This is a genomic window from Streptomyces sp. NWU339, from assembly GCF_003143855.1.
Taxonomy (GTDB): Bacteria; Actinomycetota; Actinomycetes; order Streptomycetales; family Streptomycetaceae; genus Streptomyces.
Genome location: NZ_QFRK01000056.1, coordinates 20,604 through 37,971 on the forward strand (window position 1 = coordinate 20,604; position 17,368 = coordinate 37,971).

General features: G+C 70.4%; 18 protein-coding genes and 1 pseudogene. 5 read left to right on the plus strand and 14 right to left on the minus strand.

What is annotated here, in order from left to right:
* Positions 1 to 211 precede the first annotated feature (211 nt).
* A complete protein-coding gene (locus tag DIZ27_RS37240; protein WP_309074951.1) occupies positions 212 to 1,333 on the plus strand; it encodes an IS630 family transposase in 1,122 nt (373 codons plus the stop codon).
* A gap of 18 nt (positions 1,334 to 1,351) precedes the next feature.
* Here the strand turns inward: DIZ27_RS37240 and DIZ27_RS37245 are convergent, their stop codons facing one another.
* The 7 genes from DIZ27_RS37245 to DIZ27_RS37275 all read right to left on the minus strand — a co-directional run bounded on the left by DIZ27_RS37245 (position 1,352) and on the right by DIZ27_RS37275 (position 7,862).
* Positions 1,352 to 2,035, minus strand: a complete 684-nt coding sequence (locus DIZ27_RS37245) for an alpha/beta fold hydrolase (protein WP_109382819.1) — start codon at positions 2,033 to 2,035, stop codon at positions 1,352 to 1,354.
* 140 nt (positions 2,036 to 2,175) lie between these two features.
* Positions 2,176 to 4,581: a M20/M25/M40 family metallo-hydrolase gene (locus tag DIZ27_RS37250; RefSeq protein ID WP_109382820.1), complete on the minus strand. Its 2,406-nt coding sequence runs from the start codon at positions 4,579 to 4,581 to the stop codon at positions 2,176 to 2,178.
* Positions 4,578 to 5,153, minus strand: a complete 576-nt coding sequence (locus tag DIZ27_RS37255; protein ID WP_109382821.1) for an isochorismatase family protein — start codon at positions 5,151 to 5,153, stop codon at positions 4,578 to 4,580. Before DIZ27_RS37255 ends, DIZ27_RS37250 begins: the two co-directional genes overlap by 4 nt.
* 168 nt (positions 5,154 to 5,321) lie before the next feature.
* Positions 5,322 to 6,077, minus strand: a complete 756-nt coding sequence (locus DIZ27_RS37260; protein ID WP_109382822.1) for an ArpA protein — start codon at positions 6,075 to 6,077, stop codon at positions 5,322 to 5,324.
* A gap of 337 nt (positions 6,078 to 6,414) precedes the next feature.
* Positions 6,415 to 6,690 carry a hypothetical protein gene (locus DIZ27_RS37265; RefSeq protein ID WP_258308717.1) on the minus strand — a complete coding sequence of 92 codons (276 nt, stop codon included), beginning with the start codon at positions 6,688 to 6,690 and terminating at the stop codon, positions 6,415 to 6,417.
* A 167-nt stretch (positions 6,691 to 6,857) separates the two neighbouring features.
* Positions 6,858 to 7,151 (minus strand): hypothetical protein, encoded by a 294-nt coding sequence (locus DIZ27_RS48975; protein ID WP_181383881.1) that lies wholly within the window; start codon positions 7,149 to 7,151, stop codon positions 6,858 to 6,860.
* 267 nt (positions 7,152 to 7,418) lie between these two features.
* Positions 7,419 to 7,862, minus strand: coding sequence for an N-acetyltransferase (locus tag DIZ27_RS37275; RefSeq protein WP_109382834.1), 444 nt, complete (start codon positions 7,860 to 7,862; stop codon positions 7,419 to 7,421).
* A gap of 321 nt (positions 7,863 to 8,183) precedes the next feature.
* Here DIZ27_RS37275 and DIZ27_RS37280 point away from each other — a divergent pair, with 321 nt between their 5' ends.
* Positions 8,184 to 8,963: a response regulator transcription factor gene (locus tag DIZ27_RS37280; RefSeq protein ID WP_109382823.1), complete on the plus strand. Its 780-nt coding sequence runs from the start codon at positions 8,184 to 8,186 to the stop codon at positions 8,961 to 8,963.
* Here the strand turns inward: DIZ27_RS37280 and DIZ27_RS37285 are convergent.
* Complete coding sequence (locus tag DIZ27_RS37285) at positions 8,922 to 9,419, minus strand: MarR family winged helix-turn-helix transcriptional regulator (RefSeq protein WP_109382824.1); 498 nt, start codon at positions 9,417 to 9,419, stop codon at positions 8,922 to 8,924. The two genes, DIZ27_RS37280 and DIZ27_RS37285, sit on opposite strands and share 42 nt — an antisense overlap.
* 113 nt (positions 9,420 to 9,532) lie before the next feature.
* On the opposite strand from DIZ27_RS37285, the gene DIZ27_RS37290 reads away from it, so the two are divergent.
* Both DIZ27_RS37290 and DIZ27_RS37295 read left to right on the plus strand, forming a co-directional pair.
* Complete coding sequence (locus DIZ27_RS37290) at positions 9,533 to 10,354, plus strand: trans-aconitate 2-methyltransferase (RefSeq protein WP_109382825.1); 822 nt, start codon at positions 9,533 to 9,535, stop codon at positions 10,352 to 10,354.
* A 3-nt stretch (positions 10,355 to 10,357) separates the two neighbouring features.
* Positions 10,358 to 10,720, plus strand: a complete 363-nt coding sequence (locus tag DIZ27_RS37295; RefSeq protein ID WP_109382826.1) for a VOC family protein — start codon at positions 10,358 to 10,360, stop codon at positions 10,718 to 10,720.
* Between the two features lie 13 nt (positions 10,721 to 10,733).
* Here the strand turns inward: DIZ27_RS37295 and DIZ27_RS37300 are convergent, their stop codons facing one another.
* Genes DIZ27_RS37300 through DIZ27_RS37310 form a run of 3 tightly spaced genes read right to left on the minus strand, consistent with a single transcriptional unit; the run spans position 10,734 to position 12,730 of the window.
* Entirely contained in the window at positions 10,734 to 10,985 is a 252-nt protein-coding gene (locus DIZ27_RS37300) for a type II toxin-antitoxin system prevent-host-death family antitoxin (RefSeq protein WP_109382827.1), read from the minus strand.
* A 33-nt stretch (positions 10,986 to 11,018) separates the two neighbouring features.
* A complete protein-coding gene (locus DIZ27_RS37305) occupies positions 11,019 to 11,696 on the minus strand; it encodes a TetR/AcrR family transcriptional regulator (RefSeq protein WP_109382828.1) in 678 nt (225 codons plus the stop codon).
* Positions 11,693 to 12,730 (minus strand): fatty acid desaturase, encoded by a 1,038-nt coding sequence (locus DIZ27_RS37310; protein WP_109382829.1) that lies wholly within the window; start codon positions 12,728 to 12,730, stop codon positions 11,693 to 11,695. The genes DIZ27_RS37305 and DIZ27_RS37310 overlap by 4 nt, the downstream gene beginning before the upstream one ends.
* A gap of 289 nt (positions 12,731 to 13,019) precedes the next feature.
* On the opposite strand from DIZ27_RS37310, the gene ppc reads away from it, so the two are divergent.
* Entirely contained in the window at positions 13,020 to 15,761 is a 2,742-nt protein-coding gene (gene ppc / locus DIZ27_RS37315; RefSeq protein ID WP_109382830.1) for a phosphoenolpyruvate carboxylase, read from the plus strand.
* Positions 15,762 to 15,851: 90 nt separating this feature from the next.
* Here ppc and DIZ27_RS37320 read toward each other — a convergent pair whose 3' ends face one another.
* The 3 genes and pseudogenes from DIZ27_RS37320 to DIZ27_RS37330 form a co-directional block, all read right to left on the minus strand.
* On the minus strand, positions 15,852 to 16,364 hold the full coding sequence (locus DIZ27_RS37320; RefSeq protein WP_109382831.1) for a hypothetical protein: 513 nt from the start codon (positions 16,362 to 16,364) through the stop codon (positions 15,852 to 15,854).
* A 68-nt stretch (positions 16,365 to 16,432) separates the two neighbouring features.
* Positions 16,433 to 17,032 (minus strand): aminoacyl-tRNA hydrolase, encoded by a 600-nt coding sequence (gene pth, locus DIZ27_RS37325; protein WP_258308719.1) that lies wholly within the window; start codon positions 17,030 to 17,032, stop codon positions 16,433 to 16,435.
* 152 nt (positions 17,033 to 17,184) lie between these two features.
* Positions 17,185 to 17,368, minus strand: a pseudogene (locus tag DIZ27_RS37330) (50S ribosomal protein L25); the annotation flags it as partial.

Genomic DNA, 17,368 nt, shown 5'->3' on the forward strand with positions numbered 1-17,368 from the left:
CTGCTGCCAGAAGCCGTTGCCATCACCGAACTCAGAACCCGATGTTCATCGCTGTTGACTGCTCGGCCGGGCACGGATGGGGCACGAGAAGCGGGGCGCCATACATGTCCACACAGGTGCACGGCTAGTGCTGTGACCGCATAGGTTCGCCGGGTCGGTGGTCGTGGCGGTTGGATGTGCGGTGACGTCCGATCAGACTGCTGGAGGTGCGGTGGCCGAGCCTGTCCGTGTGCGCAGGTTGACCGACCAGGAGGGACAGAAGCTGCAGCAGATCGTGCGCCGGGGCAGCACCAGTTCGGTGCGATATCGGCGCGCGATGATGCTGCTGGCCTCAGCCGGCGGCAACCGGGTGCCGGTGATCGCCCAGCTGGTCCAGGCCGACGAGGACACCGTCCGGGACGTGATCCATCGGTTCAACGAGATCGGCCTGGCCTGCCTGGACCCTCGGTGGGCGGGAGGCCGTCCCCGCCTGCTCAGCCCTGACGACGAGGACTTCGTCGTGGCGACGGCCACTACCCGCCCGACCAAGCTCGGTCAGCCCTTCACGCGCTGGTCCATCCGCAAGCTCGCCTCCTACCTGCGGAAAGTGCACGGCCGCGGGATCAGGATCGGACGCGAGGCGTTACGGTGCCTGCTCGCCCGCCGCGGCATCACGTTCCAGCGAACCAAGACGTGGAAGGAGTCACCCGACCCGGAGCGTGACGCCAAGCTGGGCCGGATCGAGGAGGTGCTGGAGCGTTTCCCGGACCGGGTGTTCGCGTTCGATGAGTTCGGGCCGCTCGGGATTCGCCCCACCGCCGGGTCGTGCTGGGCCGAGCAGGGCCGGCCGGAGCGGCATCCTGCGACCTACCACCGCACTCACGGGGTGCGCTACTTCCACGGCTGCTACTCGGTTGGCGACGACACGATATGGGGCGTCAACCGTAGGAAGAAGGGCGCCGCGAACCCCCTGGCCGCGCTGAAGTCGATCCGCGCCGCCCGCCCGGACGGCGCCCCGATCTACGTGATCCTGGACAACCTGTCCGCCCACAAGGGCGCCGACATCCGCCGCTGGGCGAAGAAGAACAAGGTCGAGTTGTGCTTCACCCCGACCTACGCCTCGTGGGCGAACCCCATCGAGGCCCACTTCGGACCGCTGAGACAGTTCACCATCGCCAACTCCCACCACCCCAACCACACCGTGCAGACCTGGGCTCTGCACGCCTACCTGCGATGGCGCAATGCCAACGCCCGCCACCGCGACGTCCTGGCCGCCGAACGCAAGGAGCGTGCCCGCATCCGCAGCGAGAAGGGCCTCCGCTGGGGCGGCAGACCACTACCGGCCGCGGCCTGATCATTCAACCCGGCGCCGCTAGGAGTTGGCGGCCTCCGCCAGGACGCGGGCGAGTTCGCGGGGGCGGGTGGCCATCGGCCAGTGACCCGAGTCGAGGTCCACGTACTCAAGGTGAGTAGCGCGGGCGAGCTCAGGACTCTCACCGGCGGCGATCCACTCCTCGGCCTGGGCGGGGGTGAACTCGGGACAGACAACCACAACGGGGATGTCGAAGCGGCGCTCGTCGGTCAGGCGCACGACTCCCCTGGCGACCGCCTCGGGGACAGGAACGGCGGCGGACGCGAAGCGGTCCCGGGCCTGCTGGTCAAGGTCAGCGGCGTCCGCGCCCTCGAAGGGGTCCCAGCCTGGGAAGGGCATGGTGCCGTCCTCGATCGAGAAGTGATCGGCGTAGGCCCGCCCATCGGCGGCGGGGAAGCCGCCGATCAGGGCGACCTTGGCCACCTTCTCCGGTCGCGCGTCGGCGGCCAGCCAGGCCAGGGTCGATGCTGCGGAGTGCCCTACCACCAGGGGCTTTCCGGGCGCCGCGTCAACCGCGGCGAGGACTGTTTCCAGCTGGTCGTCAAGCGTCGCGGAGGCGGTGCCGTCGCCCTGGCCCGGGAGGGTGAGCGGCACGGGACGGTGCCCGAGCGCAGTGAGGTTGGGTACAACGTCGTCCCAGGCGGATCCGTCGAGCCACAAGCCAGCGATGAGCAGGATGTCCACGGTGGTTCTTCCGAAGAGTCGTCAGATCTGGTTGCCGGCACGCTACCGGGAGGCTCTGACACCGGGCTCCGGTCAGACTGCGATCTTTGAAAACTGCGGCTCGACCCAACCCAACCCGGCGAACCTACGCGGTCACAGCACTAGATCCCTTCCGCCCGGCGGACGATGACGGAGTCCTCGGGAGCGAATCCGTACGACACCGGGACGGTGCCGCGCGGGCGTGGCCCGACCAGCTCCCTCACTTCCGGGGTGAGCCCGAAGGTGTAGTCGGCGACGTCCACCTCCAGTCGGGTTCCGGCCGGGATGTCGCAGCTGATGTCGAAGCCGTTCGTGTCCCCGTACTGTTCGAGGACGATGTCGGCGGCGCCTTTGCTCTGCTCCGCCAGGACCTTTCGCCCGAGCCGGGTTCCGGCGGTCGTGCAGGCCGCCAGAGGGGCTCGCGGAAGGTGGACCGACAGGCGCCAGGCGGCGCGCTGTGACGCGACGCGGAAGCGGACGGTACGGGTCTTGCCGTGCGTGGCGTCCTCGACGACGTCGACCGTGGGTGCCGGAAGGTCCAGCGCGGGAGCGTCCGCGATCATCGCGGGCTCGTCGCCGCGTGGCGGGAAGTACTCCTTGACCGGGGCCCGTCGGGGGTTCTCTCCGAGGACCTCGCGGTTCCAGTCGCCCGGAGCGGGGTCGGCACTGAACCAGAGTGCGGTGCCTTCGACCTCGTCACGCACGTACAGCAGCGACTCGGGGCGCGGCCGCTCGGCGTCGAAACCGTGTCCCAGCACCGACACGGTGAGCAGGCCCAGGGCTACGGCCGCCGCCACGACGGCGGATCGGCCCGTACCGGTGAGCCTGGCCGACAGCGGCAGCAGCCAGAGGGCGCCGAACGCCGCCAGGGCGAAGGCCGCCGCGGCCAGCGGGACACCGACGGCCGCCAGCAGGATGACCGTCAGCGGCGCGAACAGGACGACGGCTACGGCGGGCCCGAAGCCCCACAGCACCACACCCACCGGTTCGCCCCACGCCGGATCGTTCCCACGACTGCCGCGGCAGGCCCACCACAGCGCGGGCAGCGAGACCAGCAGCGGCCACTGCACCAGGTACGTCGCACCGGGCAGCAGCGCCGCGAGCACCGCGAGCAGCAGACCCGTCGGCACCAGCACCCCGGCCGCGGTCTCCGCAGGCCGCAGGCCCCGTAGCAGGCGGGCGAAGGCCAGCAGCACGGCGCCGGCCGCGACAGCGAAGGCGGTCAGGAACCAGCCCCTGTTGTACGGCTCGGACAGCGGCAGCGCCGCCAGGTTCGGAAGGAGCAGCAGCGCGGCCGTCCACATGCCGTGGACCAGGACACCGGCGGCGAGGACCGCGCCGAGCGCGGTGCCCGCGGCGCGCAGCACCTTCCGGGGCCGCAGCGCCGCACGCCGTATCCCCAGCCACAGCAGGGCGGCAAGGCCCGTCACGGTCAGCCCGGCGAGCGGTGCCGCCCAGGAGACCGGGTAGTGCACGAGCAGTCTGGCGAACAGGTCGAAGTAGACACCGTCCTCGCCGCGCGGGCCGCCGGGGCCGGCGGTGTCCAGGACGCGGACCATGCCCAGCATGGTCTCGCCGTGGTGCTGGACACTGTCCTTGTCGAGCTGCTCGATGGTGTCCGAAGCGGAGTGGTAGGCGTGGAAACCATCGATGAACGCGGAGTTCATCCCGATCGCGCCATGGCCGCGGAAGACGGTGAAGTCGCTGTCGTTGGGGAGCCGCTTGTAGACCTCGTACGCCAGGGAATTGGCCACCGGGCGCGAGCTCGCTGTGGCGAGGGCCTTGACCAGCGGCAGGCCACCCTGCGCGGTCTCGAACGTCACCACCGGGCCGCCACTGCCCCGGGCCTCCCAGTTCAGGACGGCTCCGTAGGCCTCGACACCCTCCTCACGGACGAACAACTCGGCGCCCAGGGCACCCAGTTCCTCGCCGTCGGTGAAGAGAAAGACGACGTCGTGCCGGGTACCACCGGATGCCTCGACGGCCCGCAGTGTCTCCAGCATCGAGGCGGCTGCCGCCCCGTTGTCGGCGGCACCGGGGCTGCCGGGCACGGAGTCGTAGTGGGCGACGAGCAGCAGAGCCTCGCCGGGGCCGCCCGCGCCCTCACGGCCGGGCAGCCGGGCTATGACGTTGTGCACCGTCGCCGAGGCGAACGGCGAACCCATACCCGCCTGGACGGCACCGCCCGACTGGACCCGGACGTCGGCACCCAGCTCGGTGGCGGTCGCCACGATGTACTCGCGGACCCGCGTGTGCTCCGCGGTGCCGACCGGGTGCGGGGCCCGGGCGATCTCCCGCAGATGTCCGGTCGCACGCGCCGCGGAGAACTCCGAGGCGGGTGCGACCGTTCCGCGGGCGGCCGGCGGACTCAGGGTCGACACGGAGAGCGTGCCGAGCACCGCCAGGAAGGCCAGTACGGCGAACAGCGTGTAGCCGGTCCGGCGCGGACGCCGGGCTCCGGTTTCCTGAACGGGACGCGACTCGGCTTCGGAGCCGGCCCGGGGCCGGGTGCCTGATGCGGAGGTCATCGGTCTTCGATGACTTGAAGCTCGGGCTCGGCGGGGGGCTGGAAGTCGACCTCCGCGACCGACTGAAGGCGGATCTCGCAGGGCCGGCGCTCCACGTAGACGCCGTAGCCGTCGAGGATCCGGTGGTGGTGGTCGATGATCACTTCGGGCGGCAGGTGACCGGCCTTGGTGCTGTGGCCGTCCGAGACCAGGGTGACGTCGTATCCGAGGGTCACTGCCTTGCGGCACGTGGAGTCGATGCACAGCTCGGTGACCAGGCCGGCGACCACGAGGTGGCGGGCACCCAGCGAGCGGAGCAGGCCGTCGAGGGTGGTGTCGTGGAAGGCGTCGCACTCGGCTTTCCGGGCCCGGTGGTCGCTGTCGAGTGCCCCCAGACGCGAGTCGATCTCCCACGTCGCGGAGCCGACCTCACCGAGGTCGTCATCCTGGACGTGCACGACCGGGATCCCGAGCGAGCGGGCCCGCTCGGCGAGGTCCCGCAGCCGCTTCAGCAGGGCATCCGCGTCGGCGACCGCATCGGGCCCGGTCAGCAGGCCGGCCTGGAGGTCCACCAGCACAAGCGCGGTAGTCATGTTGCGTTCTCTCTCTCGAAGGTCTTTCGGAGGGATCGGGAGCCGGCGTGACGGCCGGTGCGCCTGCCACAGCGCACCGGCCGTTCACCGATGAATCCGAACCTGAATCCCACGGATTCCGTGGCTCCGCGGCGGTATCCCCTGGCAGTCAGCAGTATCTACGGGCCGTCAGCAGTTGAACATCGCCGTCATCGTCTCGTGGCTCGCCTGCTTCTCCTGGTCCTTCTCGCTGCCCCAGCAGGTGTTGAGAATGATCCGGGTCCTGTCGGCGTTGAGTGGAATGGTGCGGTGCAGCGTGGTGTCCGAGCGCAGGAAGTACATTTCGCCGGTGGCGTGCGGGTAGGTCGAGATCTGGTGCTTCGCCAGGTACTCATGCACGCGCGGGTCGTTCTTGTTCCAGTCCGTGTGCGGAATGGCCTGGAGTTGGCCGCCGTACTCGGCCTCGGGCGCCTCGATGATCCAGATCACCGTGAAGCTGAAGTCGCCCCAGTGCCAGCCGTGGGTGTCGCCCTGCTTGTGCTGGCGGATGAGGACGTACTTCTCCTCGTCCCACGGGCAGGGCAGGACCGGCTGGGCGGCGATGCGCGACAGAGTGCCCATCATCGCCTCGGAGTTGTAGATCGTGCGGATGAGCTCGCTGTCCTGTTCGATCGCCTTCTGGCTCACCGTGCTCATGAAGCGCGGGGAGTCGCTGGTCTCCTTGAGACGGATGTCGATGCGCCGCTGGTGAAGGTCCAGCAGGCGGTGGCATTCCTTTGTGACCGTCTGGAAGAGGTTCTCCGAAACGAATTTCGGCAGCTTGACGTAACCGTTGCGGCGGAAGTCCTGGGAGAGATCACGAAGCGTTTCGTCGCTCATGGTGCTCGCGAAGTGGCTCGCCAGGTACTTCTCGATGTTCGCCGGGGTGATCTCGTCGAACGACATGAAGTGCTCCCTACGTTGCTTTTTCGTGCCGGAGCCCGCTCGAAATTCCGAAGGGCGACGGCCAGAACGTATGTGCCCCCGCATTCGGCCCGCAAGGAGGAAGGGAGTATTCCGACCCCGATCCACCGGTCGGAGGGTATTTCCGCCGCCCTGTTGCCGGAACTGCCGGTTACCTGCCTCCTGGCCGCATATCCCGGCCGCGGGAATTCGGCGCGGACCTATGAGCAGAAACATGAAAGGCCGACGCCGCGTCATCGCGTCGGCGCCGGCCGAGAAGGGGGGAGACCCACCACTGCCTGGTGTGAACACCAGGTGCACGAGGAGGATCCGGACAAGCTCAACCCACCTGGGTCAACGCCTCGTCCAGCAGGTACGAGGTCACCAGAGTGCTTGTACGGGCATACCCGCGTGCGGCCCGCAGCAGCTCGGTGCGCTGCGAAAGGCTCAGCGGCCCACATTCGCTTTGCAGAAGGCACAACACCGTTCGCAGCCCGCTGATCTGAGCCTGGCTCACCGGATCGGTGCCCTCGCCATCACGGCCCAACTGGCCCAGAAGCGCCTCGATCTGCCGCTGAGCGGCGAGGTTCACCTGTGGTTCCAGGGCGCCATTCATCTCATCTCCTGGTCTGCGGGGGCATAAGCAGGGGTGAACAACGATGCTATGCACCCGGAGCGAACATCCCAGGCAGAAGACAGGGCAGTTGCCGGGCAGTTTCCGGCCTGCCAGTCCCTCGAACTGTGGAGTCCTTCCCCCGCAGCCGGCCCCACGCTGAAGTCGGCTCAGTACGTGCGTTCGTGGTCGATCGGGCTTTTGAAGCCGCACGCACTGTGCAGTCGGCGCGCGTTGTGGAAATCGGTGATCCAGGTGGCGATCCGCATCCGCGCCTCGGCCGGGTGGCGAAGATGCGCCGGTGGATGTACTCGACCTTCAGGCCACGGCGGTGTCATGGCCTCGAAGCGACCGGTGCCACCACCGCCGCCAAGTCCTGCCGGCTGTTGAAGGCCATCATGCAGACGGCGGTCGAGGACGAACTGATCCGGCGAAATCCCTGCTCCCTTCGGGGAGAAGGGCACGAGGACGCGGACGAGCGGCCCGTCGCCACCGTCGAGCAGGTCTTCGTGCTCGCCGAGGACGTCGGGATCCGTCGGCGGCTGATGGTCCTGCTGGGCTCCTTCGCCTCCATGCGCCCGGAGGAGCCGGCCGAGCTGCGCCGCGCCGACATCGAGGTCGACACCGGATCGGTGGGGGTGCGGCGGGCCGCTCCGGAACTGAACACCGGCTGCCGGGTGAGCCAGTCCGAGGCGACGTCGCCTCGGACGGGCTCGACGAGCTTTGACGCCTCACCCCAACCGCTTGGTCAGGGTGTACTCCGTGATGCCCGGGGGGTAGTCGGGGAGGGCGCAGACCACCTCGTAGCCGTTGCGCCGGTAGAACTCCGGGGCCTGGAAGTCCCAGGTCTCCACGCGGGAGGAGCGGCAGCCGCGCCGGTCGGCGGCGATGCGTTCCGCCGTGGACAGGAGGAGGGTGCCGAGGCCCGCTCCCCGGTGGCGCTCGTCGACCCACAGGTACGTCACGTGCAGCCAGGTCGTCCAGGTGTGGCCGACCAGGCCGCCCGCCAGGGCGCCGGCCGGGTCCGAGGCCCACACGTGCAAAGGGGACTCGCGTTCGTCGGGGGTTCCGCGCAGGGCGCGCAGTACCGGTGAGGCAGCCGTGTTCGTGTCCCGCAGCCGCCTGCGGAGCAGATCACGTCGGGCTCTGTCGACTTCTGTCTCAAGACGAAACATGCGGCTCACCATAAACGCGCAAGGCCGCCAGTTCTGCAAATAACCTTCCGCCGGCCGCCTCCGTCCGTACTCTGATGAGCAGCGCCGGTGGGGGCCGGCGCCGTTCAGGGGGCGAGACACTCGGGTACGAAGCCCGGGGCGGGGCGGCGGGAGCGCACGGCGGCGGCCGGGCGGTGCCGAGCGGTCCGTCCCGGATCCGGTCGAGGCCGGTCCGGTGGATCCGGGGCCCGGCTTCGGGTTCGCACCCGCGCCGGGGTGGGTGTCGTCCTTTGACCATGGGGTAGTCCCCAGCTCTGCAGAGAGCTCGGGGAAGGGGGTTTCGTGCAACGTATCCGAGTCCTGGTCGTCGACGACCATCGCATCTTCGCCGAGTCGCTCGCCGCGGCCCTGGCCGCGGAGCCCGACGTCGAGGTGTCCGCGGCGGGCAGCGGCCCGGCCGCGCTGCGCTGCTTGGAGCGCGCCGTCGGCGAGGGGCGGCGGTTCGACGTGATCCTCGTCGACGCCGACCTGGGCGGCAAGGTGGCGGGCGTCCGTCCGGCCCTACCGGTGCAGGCGGCCGACGAGGACGGCCTCTTCGACGGGATGTCCCTGGTCACCGGGGTGCGTTCGGTCCACCCGCAGGTACGGATCGTGGTGCTCGCGGAGAAGGACGACCCGCGCCGCGCCGCGCTCGCCCTGCAGGCCGGCGCCGGCGGCTGGGTGGCCAAGGACTGCTCGCTGAGCCGGCTGCTCACCGTCATCCGGGGCGTGCTGCGCGACGAGACGCATCTGCCGCCCGCCCTGCTCACCGGCGTCCTGCGCGAACTGACCGCCGCGCGCAAGCACCGCACGGAGAGCGAACGGCTCGTGGAGACCCTGACCCCGCGGGAACGGGAGGTGCTGCGGTGCATGGTCGCGGGCCTGGGGCGCAAGGCCGTCGCCGAGCGCCTGTATCTGTCCCCGCACACCGTCCGCACGCACATGCAGAACGTGCTCGGCAAGCTGGGCGTGCACTCCACGCTCGCCGCCGTCGCCCTCGCCCGGCGGGCGGGTGTGGGGCCCGTCGACCCGGGGCAGGCCTCAGCCCGGGATGTTGTCGAACGGGGCGGTCAACCGGCGTAGCAGGCCCGCCAGTTCGCCGCGCTGGAGGTGGGAGAGCTCGGCGAGGATCGCCCGCTCCTGCGCCAGCAGTCCGGCCAGTGCCTGGTCGGCGCGGTCGCGGCCCTCGTCCGTGAGGCGGACCAGGACGCCGCGCCGGTCGTTGGGATCGGGCAGCCGCGCGACCAGGCCCTTCTTGGTCAGGCGGTCGATGCGGTTGGTCATCGTGCCCGAGGTGACCAGCGTCTGGGTGAGCAGCTGTCCCGGCGAGAGCTGGTAGGGGACGCCCGCCCGGCGCAGCGCGGTCAGTACGTCGAACTCCCAGGGCTCCAGGCCGTGCTCGGAGAACGCGAGCCTGCGGGCCCGGTCCAGATGCCGGGCGAGCCTGCTCACCCGGCTGAGGACCTCGAGCGGTTCCACGTCGAGGTCCGGGCGCTCCCGGCGCCATGCTGCGACCAGCCGATCGACCTCGTCCTCCATGGCGATCAGTGTAGTGGTTGTGTCGACGTGAAGTCTCTTGAAGCCAAGTTTCTTGACGGCGAGATAATATGTGCGGGACGCTGGGTACCCGTCGGCCGACTCCAGGAGGCTCCATGTCCGCGGTCACCGATCCCACCTGGGACCCCGTCCAGTACCTGCGTCACGCCGGTCCGCGCACCCGCCCCTTCCTCGACCTCCTCGCCCGCGTCCCCGAGCTCCCCGGCGACCCGCCCCGCATCGCCGACCTCGGCTGCGGCGCCGGAAACGTCACCGCCCTGCTCGCCGACCGCTGGCCGGCCGCCCGCATCACCGGCTACGACAACTCGCCCGAGATGCTCGACAGAGCACACGTCGACCACCAGGGCCCGACCTCGGGCGGCGGCCGACTGGACTTCGCCCGGGCCGACGTCCGCACCTGGACGCCCGACCGGCCGTACGACCTGATCGTCAGCAACGCCACCCTGCAGTGGGTCCCCGGGCACGCGGACCGGTTCACCGACTGGATCGCCTCACTCACCCCCGGCGGCACCCTCGCCTTCCAGGTGCCCGGCAACTTCGACGCCCCCAGCCACACCCTCATGCGCGAACTCGCCCACTCCCCGCGCTGGCGGGCCCGCCTCTCCGGCACCCTGCGCCACGCCGACGCCGTCCTCACCCCCGCCGCCTACCTGGACCGCCTCACCGGCGCCGGCTGCGCGGCCGACGTGTGGGAGACGACGTACATCCATCTGCTGCGCGGGCCGGACCCCGTCCTGGACTGGGTCAGGGGAACCGGCCTGCGGCCCGTCCTCACCGCCCTCGCCGACGACCCCGAGGCACGGGACGCCTTCGTCGAGGAGTACCGCACCGCCCTGCGCGCCGCCTACCCGGCGGGGCCGCACGGCACCCCCTTCCCCTTCCGCCGGCTCTTCGCGGTCGCCGTCAAGGAGGCGTGACGGATGCTCGCCGCCGTCGACCATGTGCAGCTCGCCGCACCGCCCGGCTCCGAGGACCGCCTCCGCGTGTACTACGCCGATGTCCTCGGCATGACCGAGGTGCCGAAGCCGTCTGCTCTGGCCGTGCGCGGCGGCTGCTGGTTCCGGGCGGGAGGCGTGCAGCTCCATCTGGGCATCGAGGACGACTTCCGGCCCGCCGGGAAGGCCCACCCCGGCCTGAGGGTGACCGGCATCGAGGCGTACGCCGCCCGCCTGGCGTGCCACGGTGCTCCGGTCATCTGGGACGACGACCTCCCCGGCCACAGGCGCTTCTACTCCGAGGACCCGGTGGGCAACCGGCTGGAGTTCCTGGAGCCGGCCGGCTGACGTTCCCGTCGGCTCACGGACGCAGGCCCAGCAGGCGTCCGACCTCCGCGTGCGGGATGCCCTCTTCGAGGGTCCCCTCGGCTTTCCGGCGTCGGTACTCGGCGATGGCCAGGGCGTCTTCCAGATCCTCGATCACCTGGGGCGCGACGAGGAGCGCGGTCACGCCGCCCTCGCCGGTGAGAACGACGGGCTCGCGGCCGCCTCCCAGCCGGTGGACCAGATCCTCCAACCGGGAGGCGGCCTCGCTGATCGTCATCTCGGTCATGGGCACACGATGCCACGTGCCCGGGCCGGGGATTCAGCTCTTCCGGTGTCCGATCAGACGGGGCTTGGGCTCCAGGCCGTCCAGACCGTGCCAGGCCAGGTTCACCAGGTGGGCGGCCACCTCCGCCTTCTTCGGCTTGCGGACGTCCAGCCACCACTGGCCGGTCAGCGCGACCATCCCCACCAGCGCCTGCGCGTACAGCGGAGCCAGCTTGGGATCGAAGCCGCGGCTCTTGAACTCGCGGCCCAGGATGTCCTCCACCTGGGTGGCGATGTCCGAGATGAGGGAGGCGAAGGACCCCGTCGACTGCGGGATCGGGGAGTCGCGGACCAGGATGCGGAAACCGTCCGTGTACTCCTCGATGTAGTCCAGCAGCGCGAACGCCGCCTGCTCGCACAGCTCCCGCGGATGCCCCGCGGTCAGCGAACTCGTCACCATGTCCAGCAGGCGCCGCATCTCGCGGTCCACCACCACCGCGTACAGGCCCTCCTTGCCGCCGAAGTGCTCGTACACCACCGGCTTGGAGACCCCGGCCTTCGCCGCGATCTCCTCCACCGACGTGGCCTCGAAACCCTTCGCCGCGAACAACGTGCGGCCGATCTCCAGCAGCTGCTGACGGCGCTCCGCACCGGTCATCCGGGTGCGGCGCGTCCGCCGCGGCTTGTCGTTGCTCGAGGTGTTGCTGGAGTCGGTCGCCACAGCGACCATCATGCCGCCTCAGCCGTCTCCCGCCCGCGCCGGGAGCCGCCCACCCCGCTGTTACGGCTGTTACGGCGCGAATCGATACGCGAGCGTGACGGCCACCGCACGTCGTACGCCCAGCCCAACTGCTCGAACCAGCGGATCAGCCGGGCCGAGGAGTCCAGCTGCCCCCGCTCCACCCCGTGCCGCGCGGACGTCGGGTCGGCGTGGTGCAGGTTGTGCCAGGACTCACCGCAGGACAGGACCGCCAGCCACCACACGTTGCCCGAACGGTCCCGCGACCTGAAGGGCCGCTTGCCCACCGCGTGGCAGATCGAGTTGATCGACCACGTCACATGGTGCAACAAAGCCACCCGAACGAGTGACCCCCAGAAGAAGCCGGTGAACGCGCCCCACCACGACATCGTCACCAGACCGCCGATCAGCGCCGGCAGCGCCAGCGACAACGCCGTCCACAGGATGAACTGGCGGGAGATCGCACGCAGCGTCGGGTCCTTGATCAGATCCGGTGCGTACTTGTCCTGCGGGGTCTGCTCCTCGTCGAACATCCAGCCGAGATGAGCCCACCACAACCCCTTCAGCAGCGCCGGCACCGACTCCCCGTACCGCCACGGCGAATGCGGGTCGCCCTCCGCGTCCGAGAACTTGTGGTGCTTGCGGTGGTCCGCCACCCAGCGCACCAGCGGCCCCTCCACCGCCATCGAACCCGCCACCGCCAGCGCGATCTTCAGCGGCCGCTTCGCCTTGAACGAACCATGCGTGAAGTGACGGTGGAAACCGATGGTGATGCCGTGGCAGCCGAGGAAGTAGAAGAACACCAGCAGTCCGAGATCCAGCCAGCTCACCCCCCAGCCCCACCCCAGCGGCACCGCCGCCAGCAGCGCCAGGAACGGCACGATGATGAAGAGCAGCAGAGTGATCTGCTCGATGGAGCGCTTGCGCTCGCCGCCCAGCGTGGCGGACGGGACGACGGCGGCGTCGGAGCGGGAGTCGGGCGCGGGCCTCTTGGAGGCTTCGTCGATGACATCGGGGCCTGAGGTCATGCGTGTCCCCTGTGAGGTATGAGGGTTGAGGGTGACGCCGGGCAGCGGAACCGCGCGATACTCCCTACGGCCCCGTAACCTACGGCAACGTAAGTATGGCAGTGCGCGGTCCGGCGGCACGAGCCCAAGAGCCTGCGCGCCCCGGCCGAGACCTATCCTGGAAGCCGGTCGGACAGCGCGGTCCGCTCTGATTCCTTCCCGGATGCCCGGCCCGTATGCGGTACCAGCCGCCCGAGACGCCGTCCGGGGTTCCTCCAGACCAGCTTCAACACTGCAAGGAGCCGCACCTGTGAGCAGTGCCGACGACCAGAACGTGTCCACGGCGAGCACGAGCAGCGAACTGCGGGCCGACATCCGCCGATTGGGTGATCTCCTCGGAGAAACCCTCGTCCGCCAGGACGGCCCCGAACTCCTCGACCTCGTCGAAAAGGTCCGCCGCCTCACCCGCGAGGACGGCGAGGCCGCAGCCGAACTGCTGCGCGGCACCGAACTCGAAACCGCCGCCAAGCTGGTCCGGGCCTTCTCCACCTACTTCCACCTGGCCAACGTCACCGAACAGGTCCACCGGGGCCGCGAGCTGCGCGCCCGGCGCGCCACCGAGGGCGGACTGCTCTCCCGCACCGCCGACCGCCTCAAGGACGCCGACCCCGAACACCTGCGGGAAACCGTGCGGCACCTCAACGTCCGCCCCGTCTTCACCGCCCACCCCACCGAGGCCGCACGCCGCTCCGTCCTCAACAAGCTGCGCCGCATCGCCGCCCTCCTCGACACCCCCGTCATCGCCTCCGACCGGCGCCGCCTCGACATCCGCCTCGCCGAGAACATCGACCTCGTCTGGCAGACCGACGAACTGCGCGTGGTCCGCCCCGAACCCGCCGACGAGGCCCGCAACGCCATCTACTACCTCGACGAACTCCACGCCGGCGCCGTCGGCGACGTCCTCGAGGACCTCACCGCGGAACTCGAACGCGCCGGCGTCAAGCTCCCCGACGACACCCGCCCCCTCACCTTCGGCACCTGGATCGGCGGCGACCGCGACGGCAACCCCAACGTCACCCCCCAGGTGACCTGGGACGTCCTCATCCTCCAGCACGAACACGGCATCAACGACGCCCTGGAGATGATCGACGAACTCCGCGGATTCCTCTCCAACTCCATCCGCTACGCCGGAGCCACCGAGGAACTGCTGACCTCCCTGAAGGCCGACCTCGACGCCCTCCCCGAGATCAGCCCCCGCTACAAGCGCCTCAACGCCGAGGAGCCCTACCGGCTCAAGGCCACCTGCATCCGGCAGAAGCTCGAGAACACCAAGCAGCGCCTCGCCAAGGACACCCCGCACCAGCCAGGCCACGACTACCTCGGCACCGGCGAACTCCTCACCGACCTGCGGATCATCCAGGCCTCACTGCGCGAACACCGCGGCGGCCTCTTCGCCGACGGCCGGCTCGCCCGCACCATCCGCACCCTCGCCGCCTTCGGCCTCCAGCTCGCCACCATGGACGTACGCGAGCACGCCGACGCCCACCACCACGCCCTCGGCCAGCTGTTCGACCGGCTCGGCGAGGAATCCTGGCGCTACACCGACATGCCCCGCGACTACCGCACCAAGCTCCTCGCCAAGGAACTGCGGTCGCGCCGCCCCCTCGCCCCCACCCCCGCACCCGTCGACGCGGCCGGTGAGAAGACCCTCGGCGTCTTCCAGACCGTCAAGCGGGCCCTGGAGATCTTCGGCCCCGAGGTCATCGAGTCCTACATCATCTCCATGTGCCAGGGCGCCGACGACGTCTTCGCCGCCACCGTCCTCGCCCGCGAGGCCGGACTCATCGACCTGCACGCCGGCTGGGCGAAGATCGGCATCGTCCCGCTCCTCGAAACCACCGACGAGCTGAAGGCCGCCGACACCATCCTCGAGGACATGCTCGCCGACCCGTCCTACCGGCGCCTGGTCGCGCTCAGGGGCGACGTCCAGGAGGTCATGCTCGGTTACTCCGACTCCTCCAAGTTCGGCGGCATCACCACCAGCCAGTGGGAGATCCACCGCGCCCAGCGCCGACTGCGCGACGTCGCCCACCGCTACGGCGTCCGCCTGCGCCTCTTCCACGGCCGCGGCGGCACCGTCGGCCGCGGCGGCGGCCCCACCCACGACGCCATCCTCGCCCAGCCCTGGGGCACCCTCGAGGGCGAGATCAAGGTCACCGAACAGGGCGAGGTCATCTCCGACAAGTACCTCATCCCCTCGCTCGCCCGGGAGAACCTGGAACTGACCGTCGCCGCCACCCTCCAGGCGTCCGCCCTGCACACCGCACCCCGCCAGTCCGACGAGGCGCTCGCCCGCTGGGACGCCGCCATGGACGTCGTCAGCGACGCCGCCCACGCCGCCTACCGCCGGCTCGTCGAGGACCCCGACCTGCCCGCCTACTTCTTCGCCTCCACCCCCGTCGACCAGCTCGCCGACCTCCACCTCGGCTCCCGGCCCTCCCGCCGCCCCGACTCCGGCGCCGGACTGGACGGCCTGCGCGCCATCCCCTGGGTGTTCGGCTGGACCCAGTCCCGGCAGATCGTCCCCGGCTGGTACGGCGTCGGCTCCGGACTGAAGGCCCTGCGCGAGAGCGGCCTCGACACCGTGCTCGACGAGATGCACGAGCAGTGGCACTTCTTCCGCAACTTCATCTCCAACGTCGAGATGACCCTCGCCAAGACCGACCTGCGCATCGCCCGGCACTACGTCGACACCCTCGTCCCCGACCACCTCAAGCACGTGTTCGACACCATCCGCGTCGAACACGAACTCACCGTCGCCGAGGTGCTCCGCGTCACCGGCGAGAGCGAACTCCTGGACGCCGAACCGGTGCTCAAGCAGACCTTCGCCATCCGCGACGCCTACCTCGACCCCATCTCCTACCTCCAGGTGGCCCTGCTCAAGCGCCAGCGCGACGCCGCCACCGCCGGCACGGAGCCCGACCCCCTGCTCGCCCGAGCCCTCCTGCTCACCGTCAACGGAGTCGCCGCCGGCCTGCGCAACACCGGCTGACCCCCACGGCGCACGACGGTGCCCCCGAGCCGCACACCGGCCCGGGGGCACCGTCGTCCGTCGTGCACCGGACCGCGCACGGGCCCGCCCTCACCTCACCAGGAACGCCGCCGTCACCAGCGCCACGCCCGACAACCCCATCACCCACGCCGGCCGCGTCCGCAGCAACCCGCCCGCCACCACCACCGACGCCAGCATCAGCGCCCCGCCCAGCGGGACCCACGCGTAGAGCACCCCCGCCGGACCCGAACGCACCACCTCGGTCCCGTCCGGCTTCACCACCACCGTGTACGTCCGCCCCTCCGCCACCGCCGCCGTGTCCTCCAGCACGACCTCGGCCCGCGGCTGCGACCCCGGCGACAACGGCGCGTACGCCCCCTTGCAGGTCCCCGCACCGCACGACGCCACGGTGACCGTGCCCCGCTCCCGGCCCTTCGTCAGCATCACGTACTGCGCCGTGCCCCACGACGCCCACACACCCGCGATCAGGATCAGCACGGTGACCGTGCCCATCGCCGCGAGCCGGCCGAACCGCAGCGCGGCGGAGGAACGCCGGGAAGAGCCCCGGGAAGCGCCCCGGGAGGAGGAGACGGCAGAAGGCATGGCCGAGATCCTTGGCCATGCCCTTGCGGTCGGTCAACCTCGGCCGGGTGCGAGGCACCGGAACCGGCTCACGAGTTGTACGTGCCCTGCGCCCGTTCCAGCCCCTCGATCACCAGACACTCCACCGCGTCCGCCGCCCGGTCCACGAAGTAGTCCAGCTCCTTGCGCTCCGCCGACGAGAAGTCCCGCAGCACGTAGTCCGCCACCTGCATCCGCCCGGGCGGACGCCCGATCCCGAACCGCGCCCGGTGGTACTCCCGCCCGAACGCCTTCGTCATCGACTTCAACCCGTTGTGGCCGTTGTCCCCGCCGCCCAGCTTCAGCCGCAGCGTCCCGTACTCGATGTCCAGCTCGTCGTGGACCGCCACCACATGGGCCACCGGCACCTTGTAGAACTCCCGCAGCGCGTTCACCGGGCCGCCCGACAGGTTCATGAACGACATCGGCTTCGCCACGATCACCCGCCGGCTCGCCGGACCCGGCGGCCCGATCCGCCCCTCCACCACTTGAGCCTGGGCCTTCCCGGCCCGCTTGAACCGGCCCCCGACCCGCTCCGCCAGCAGGTCCGCCACCATGAACCCCACGTTGTGCCGGTTCATCGCGTACTCCGGCCCCGGATTGCCCAGCCCCGCGATCAGCCAGGGCGCCGCCGCGTCATCGGTCGTCACGTCCGTGTCTCCCTCCTTCACGTATTCACGCCTCCGCGCATCCACGCATCCGCGTCCTGAATGCGCGTCGGCCGCTGCCCCGCACGGGAACAGCGGCCGACGCGCATCGAAGAATACGAAGCCTCCGCGGGCGACGAAGCCCGCGAGGACGATCAGGCCTCGGCGGCCTCCTCCTCGCCCTCCGAGACCTCCTCGGCCTGCGCGGCCAGGACCTGCAGCACGACGGTGTCCTCCTCGACCGTCAGCTTCACGCCCTCCGGCAGCACCAGGTCCTTGGCGAGGACCGCGGCACCGGCCGCCAGACCCTGCACCGAGACGGTCACGTTGTCCGGGATG

What these genes read in the sequence shown, in the direction of transcription:
- DIZ27_RS37285 (WP_109382824.1), bottom strand. Translation starts at nt 9,419, where the DNA reads ATGGAGGACGAGGTCGATCGGCTGGTCGCAGCATGGCGCCGGGAGCGC.
- DIZ27_RS37255 (WP_109382821.1), bottom strand. Translation starts at nt 5,153, where the DNA reads ATGACTACCGCGCTTGTGCTGGTGGACCTCCAGGCCGGCCTGCTGACC.
- DIZ27_RS37295 (WP_109382826.1), top strand. Translation starts at nt 10,358, where the DNA reads ATGCTCGCCGCCGTCGACCATGTGCAGCTCGCCGCACCGCCCGGCTCC.
- DIZ27_RS37260 (WP_109382822.1), bottom strand. Translation starts at nt 6,077, where the DNA reads ATGTCGTTCGACGAGATCACCCCGGCGAACATCGAGAAGTACCTGGCG.
- DIZ27_RS37305 (WP_109382828.1), bottom strand. Translation starts at nt 11,696, where the DNA reads ATGATGGTCGCTGTGGCGACCGACTCCAGCAACACCTCGAGCAACGAC.
- DIZ27_RS37250 (WP_109382820.1), bottom strand. Translation starts at nt 4,581, where the DNA reads ATGACCTCCGCATCAGGCACCCGGCCCCGGGCCGGCTCCGAAGCCGAG.
- DIZ27_RS37300 (WP_109382827.1), bottom strand. Translation starts at nt 10,985, where the DNA reads ATGACCGAGATGACGATCAGCGAGGCCGCCTCCCGGTTGGAGGATCTG.
- DIZ27_RS37310 (WP_109382829.1), bottom strand. Translation starts at nt 12,730, where the DNA reads ATGACCTCAGGCCCCGATGTCATCGACGAAGCCTCCAAGAGGCCCGCG.
- DIZ27_RS37265 (WP_258308717.1), bottom strand. Translation starts at nt 6,690, where the DNA reads ATGAATGGCGCCCTGGAACCACAGGTGAACCTCGCCGCTCAGCGGCAG.
- DIZ27_RS37320 (WP_109382831.1), bottom strand. Translation starts at nt 16,364, where the DNA reads ATGCCTTCTGCCGTCTCCTCCTCCCGGGGCGCTTCCCGGGGCTCTTCC.
- DIZ27_RS37290 (WP_109382825.1), top strand. Translation starts at nt 9,533, where the DNA reads ATGTCCGCGGTCACCGATCCCACCTGGGACCCCGTCCAGTACCTGCGT.
- DIZ27_RS37275 (WP_109382834.1), bottom strand. Translation starts at nt 7,862, where the DNA reads ATGTTTCGTCTTGAGACAGAAGTCGACAGAGCCCGACGTGATCTGCTC.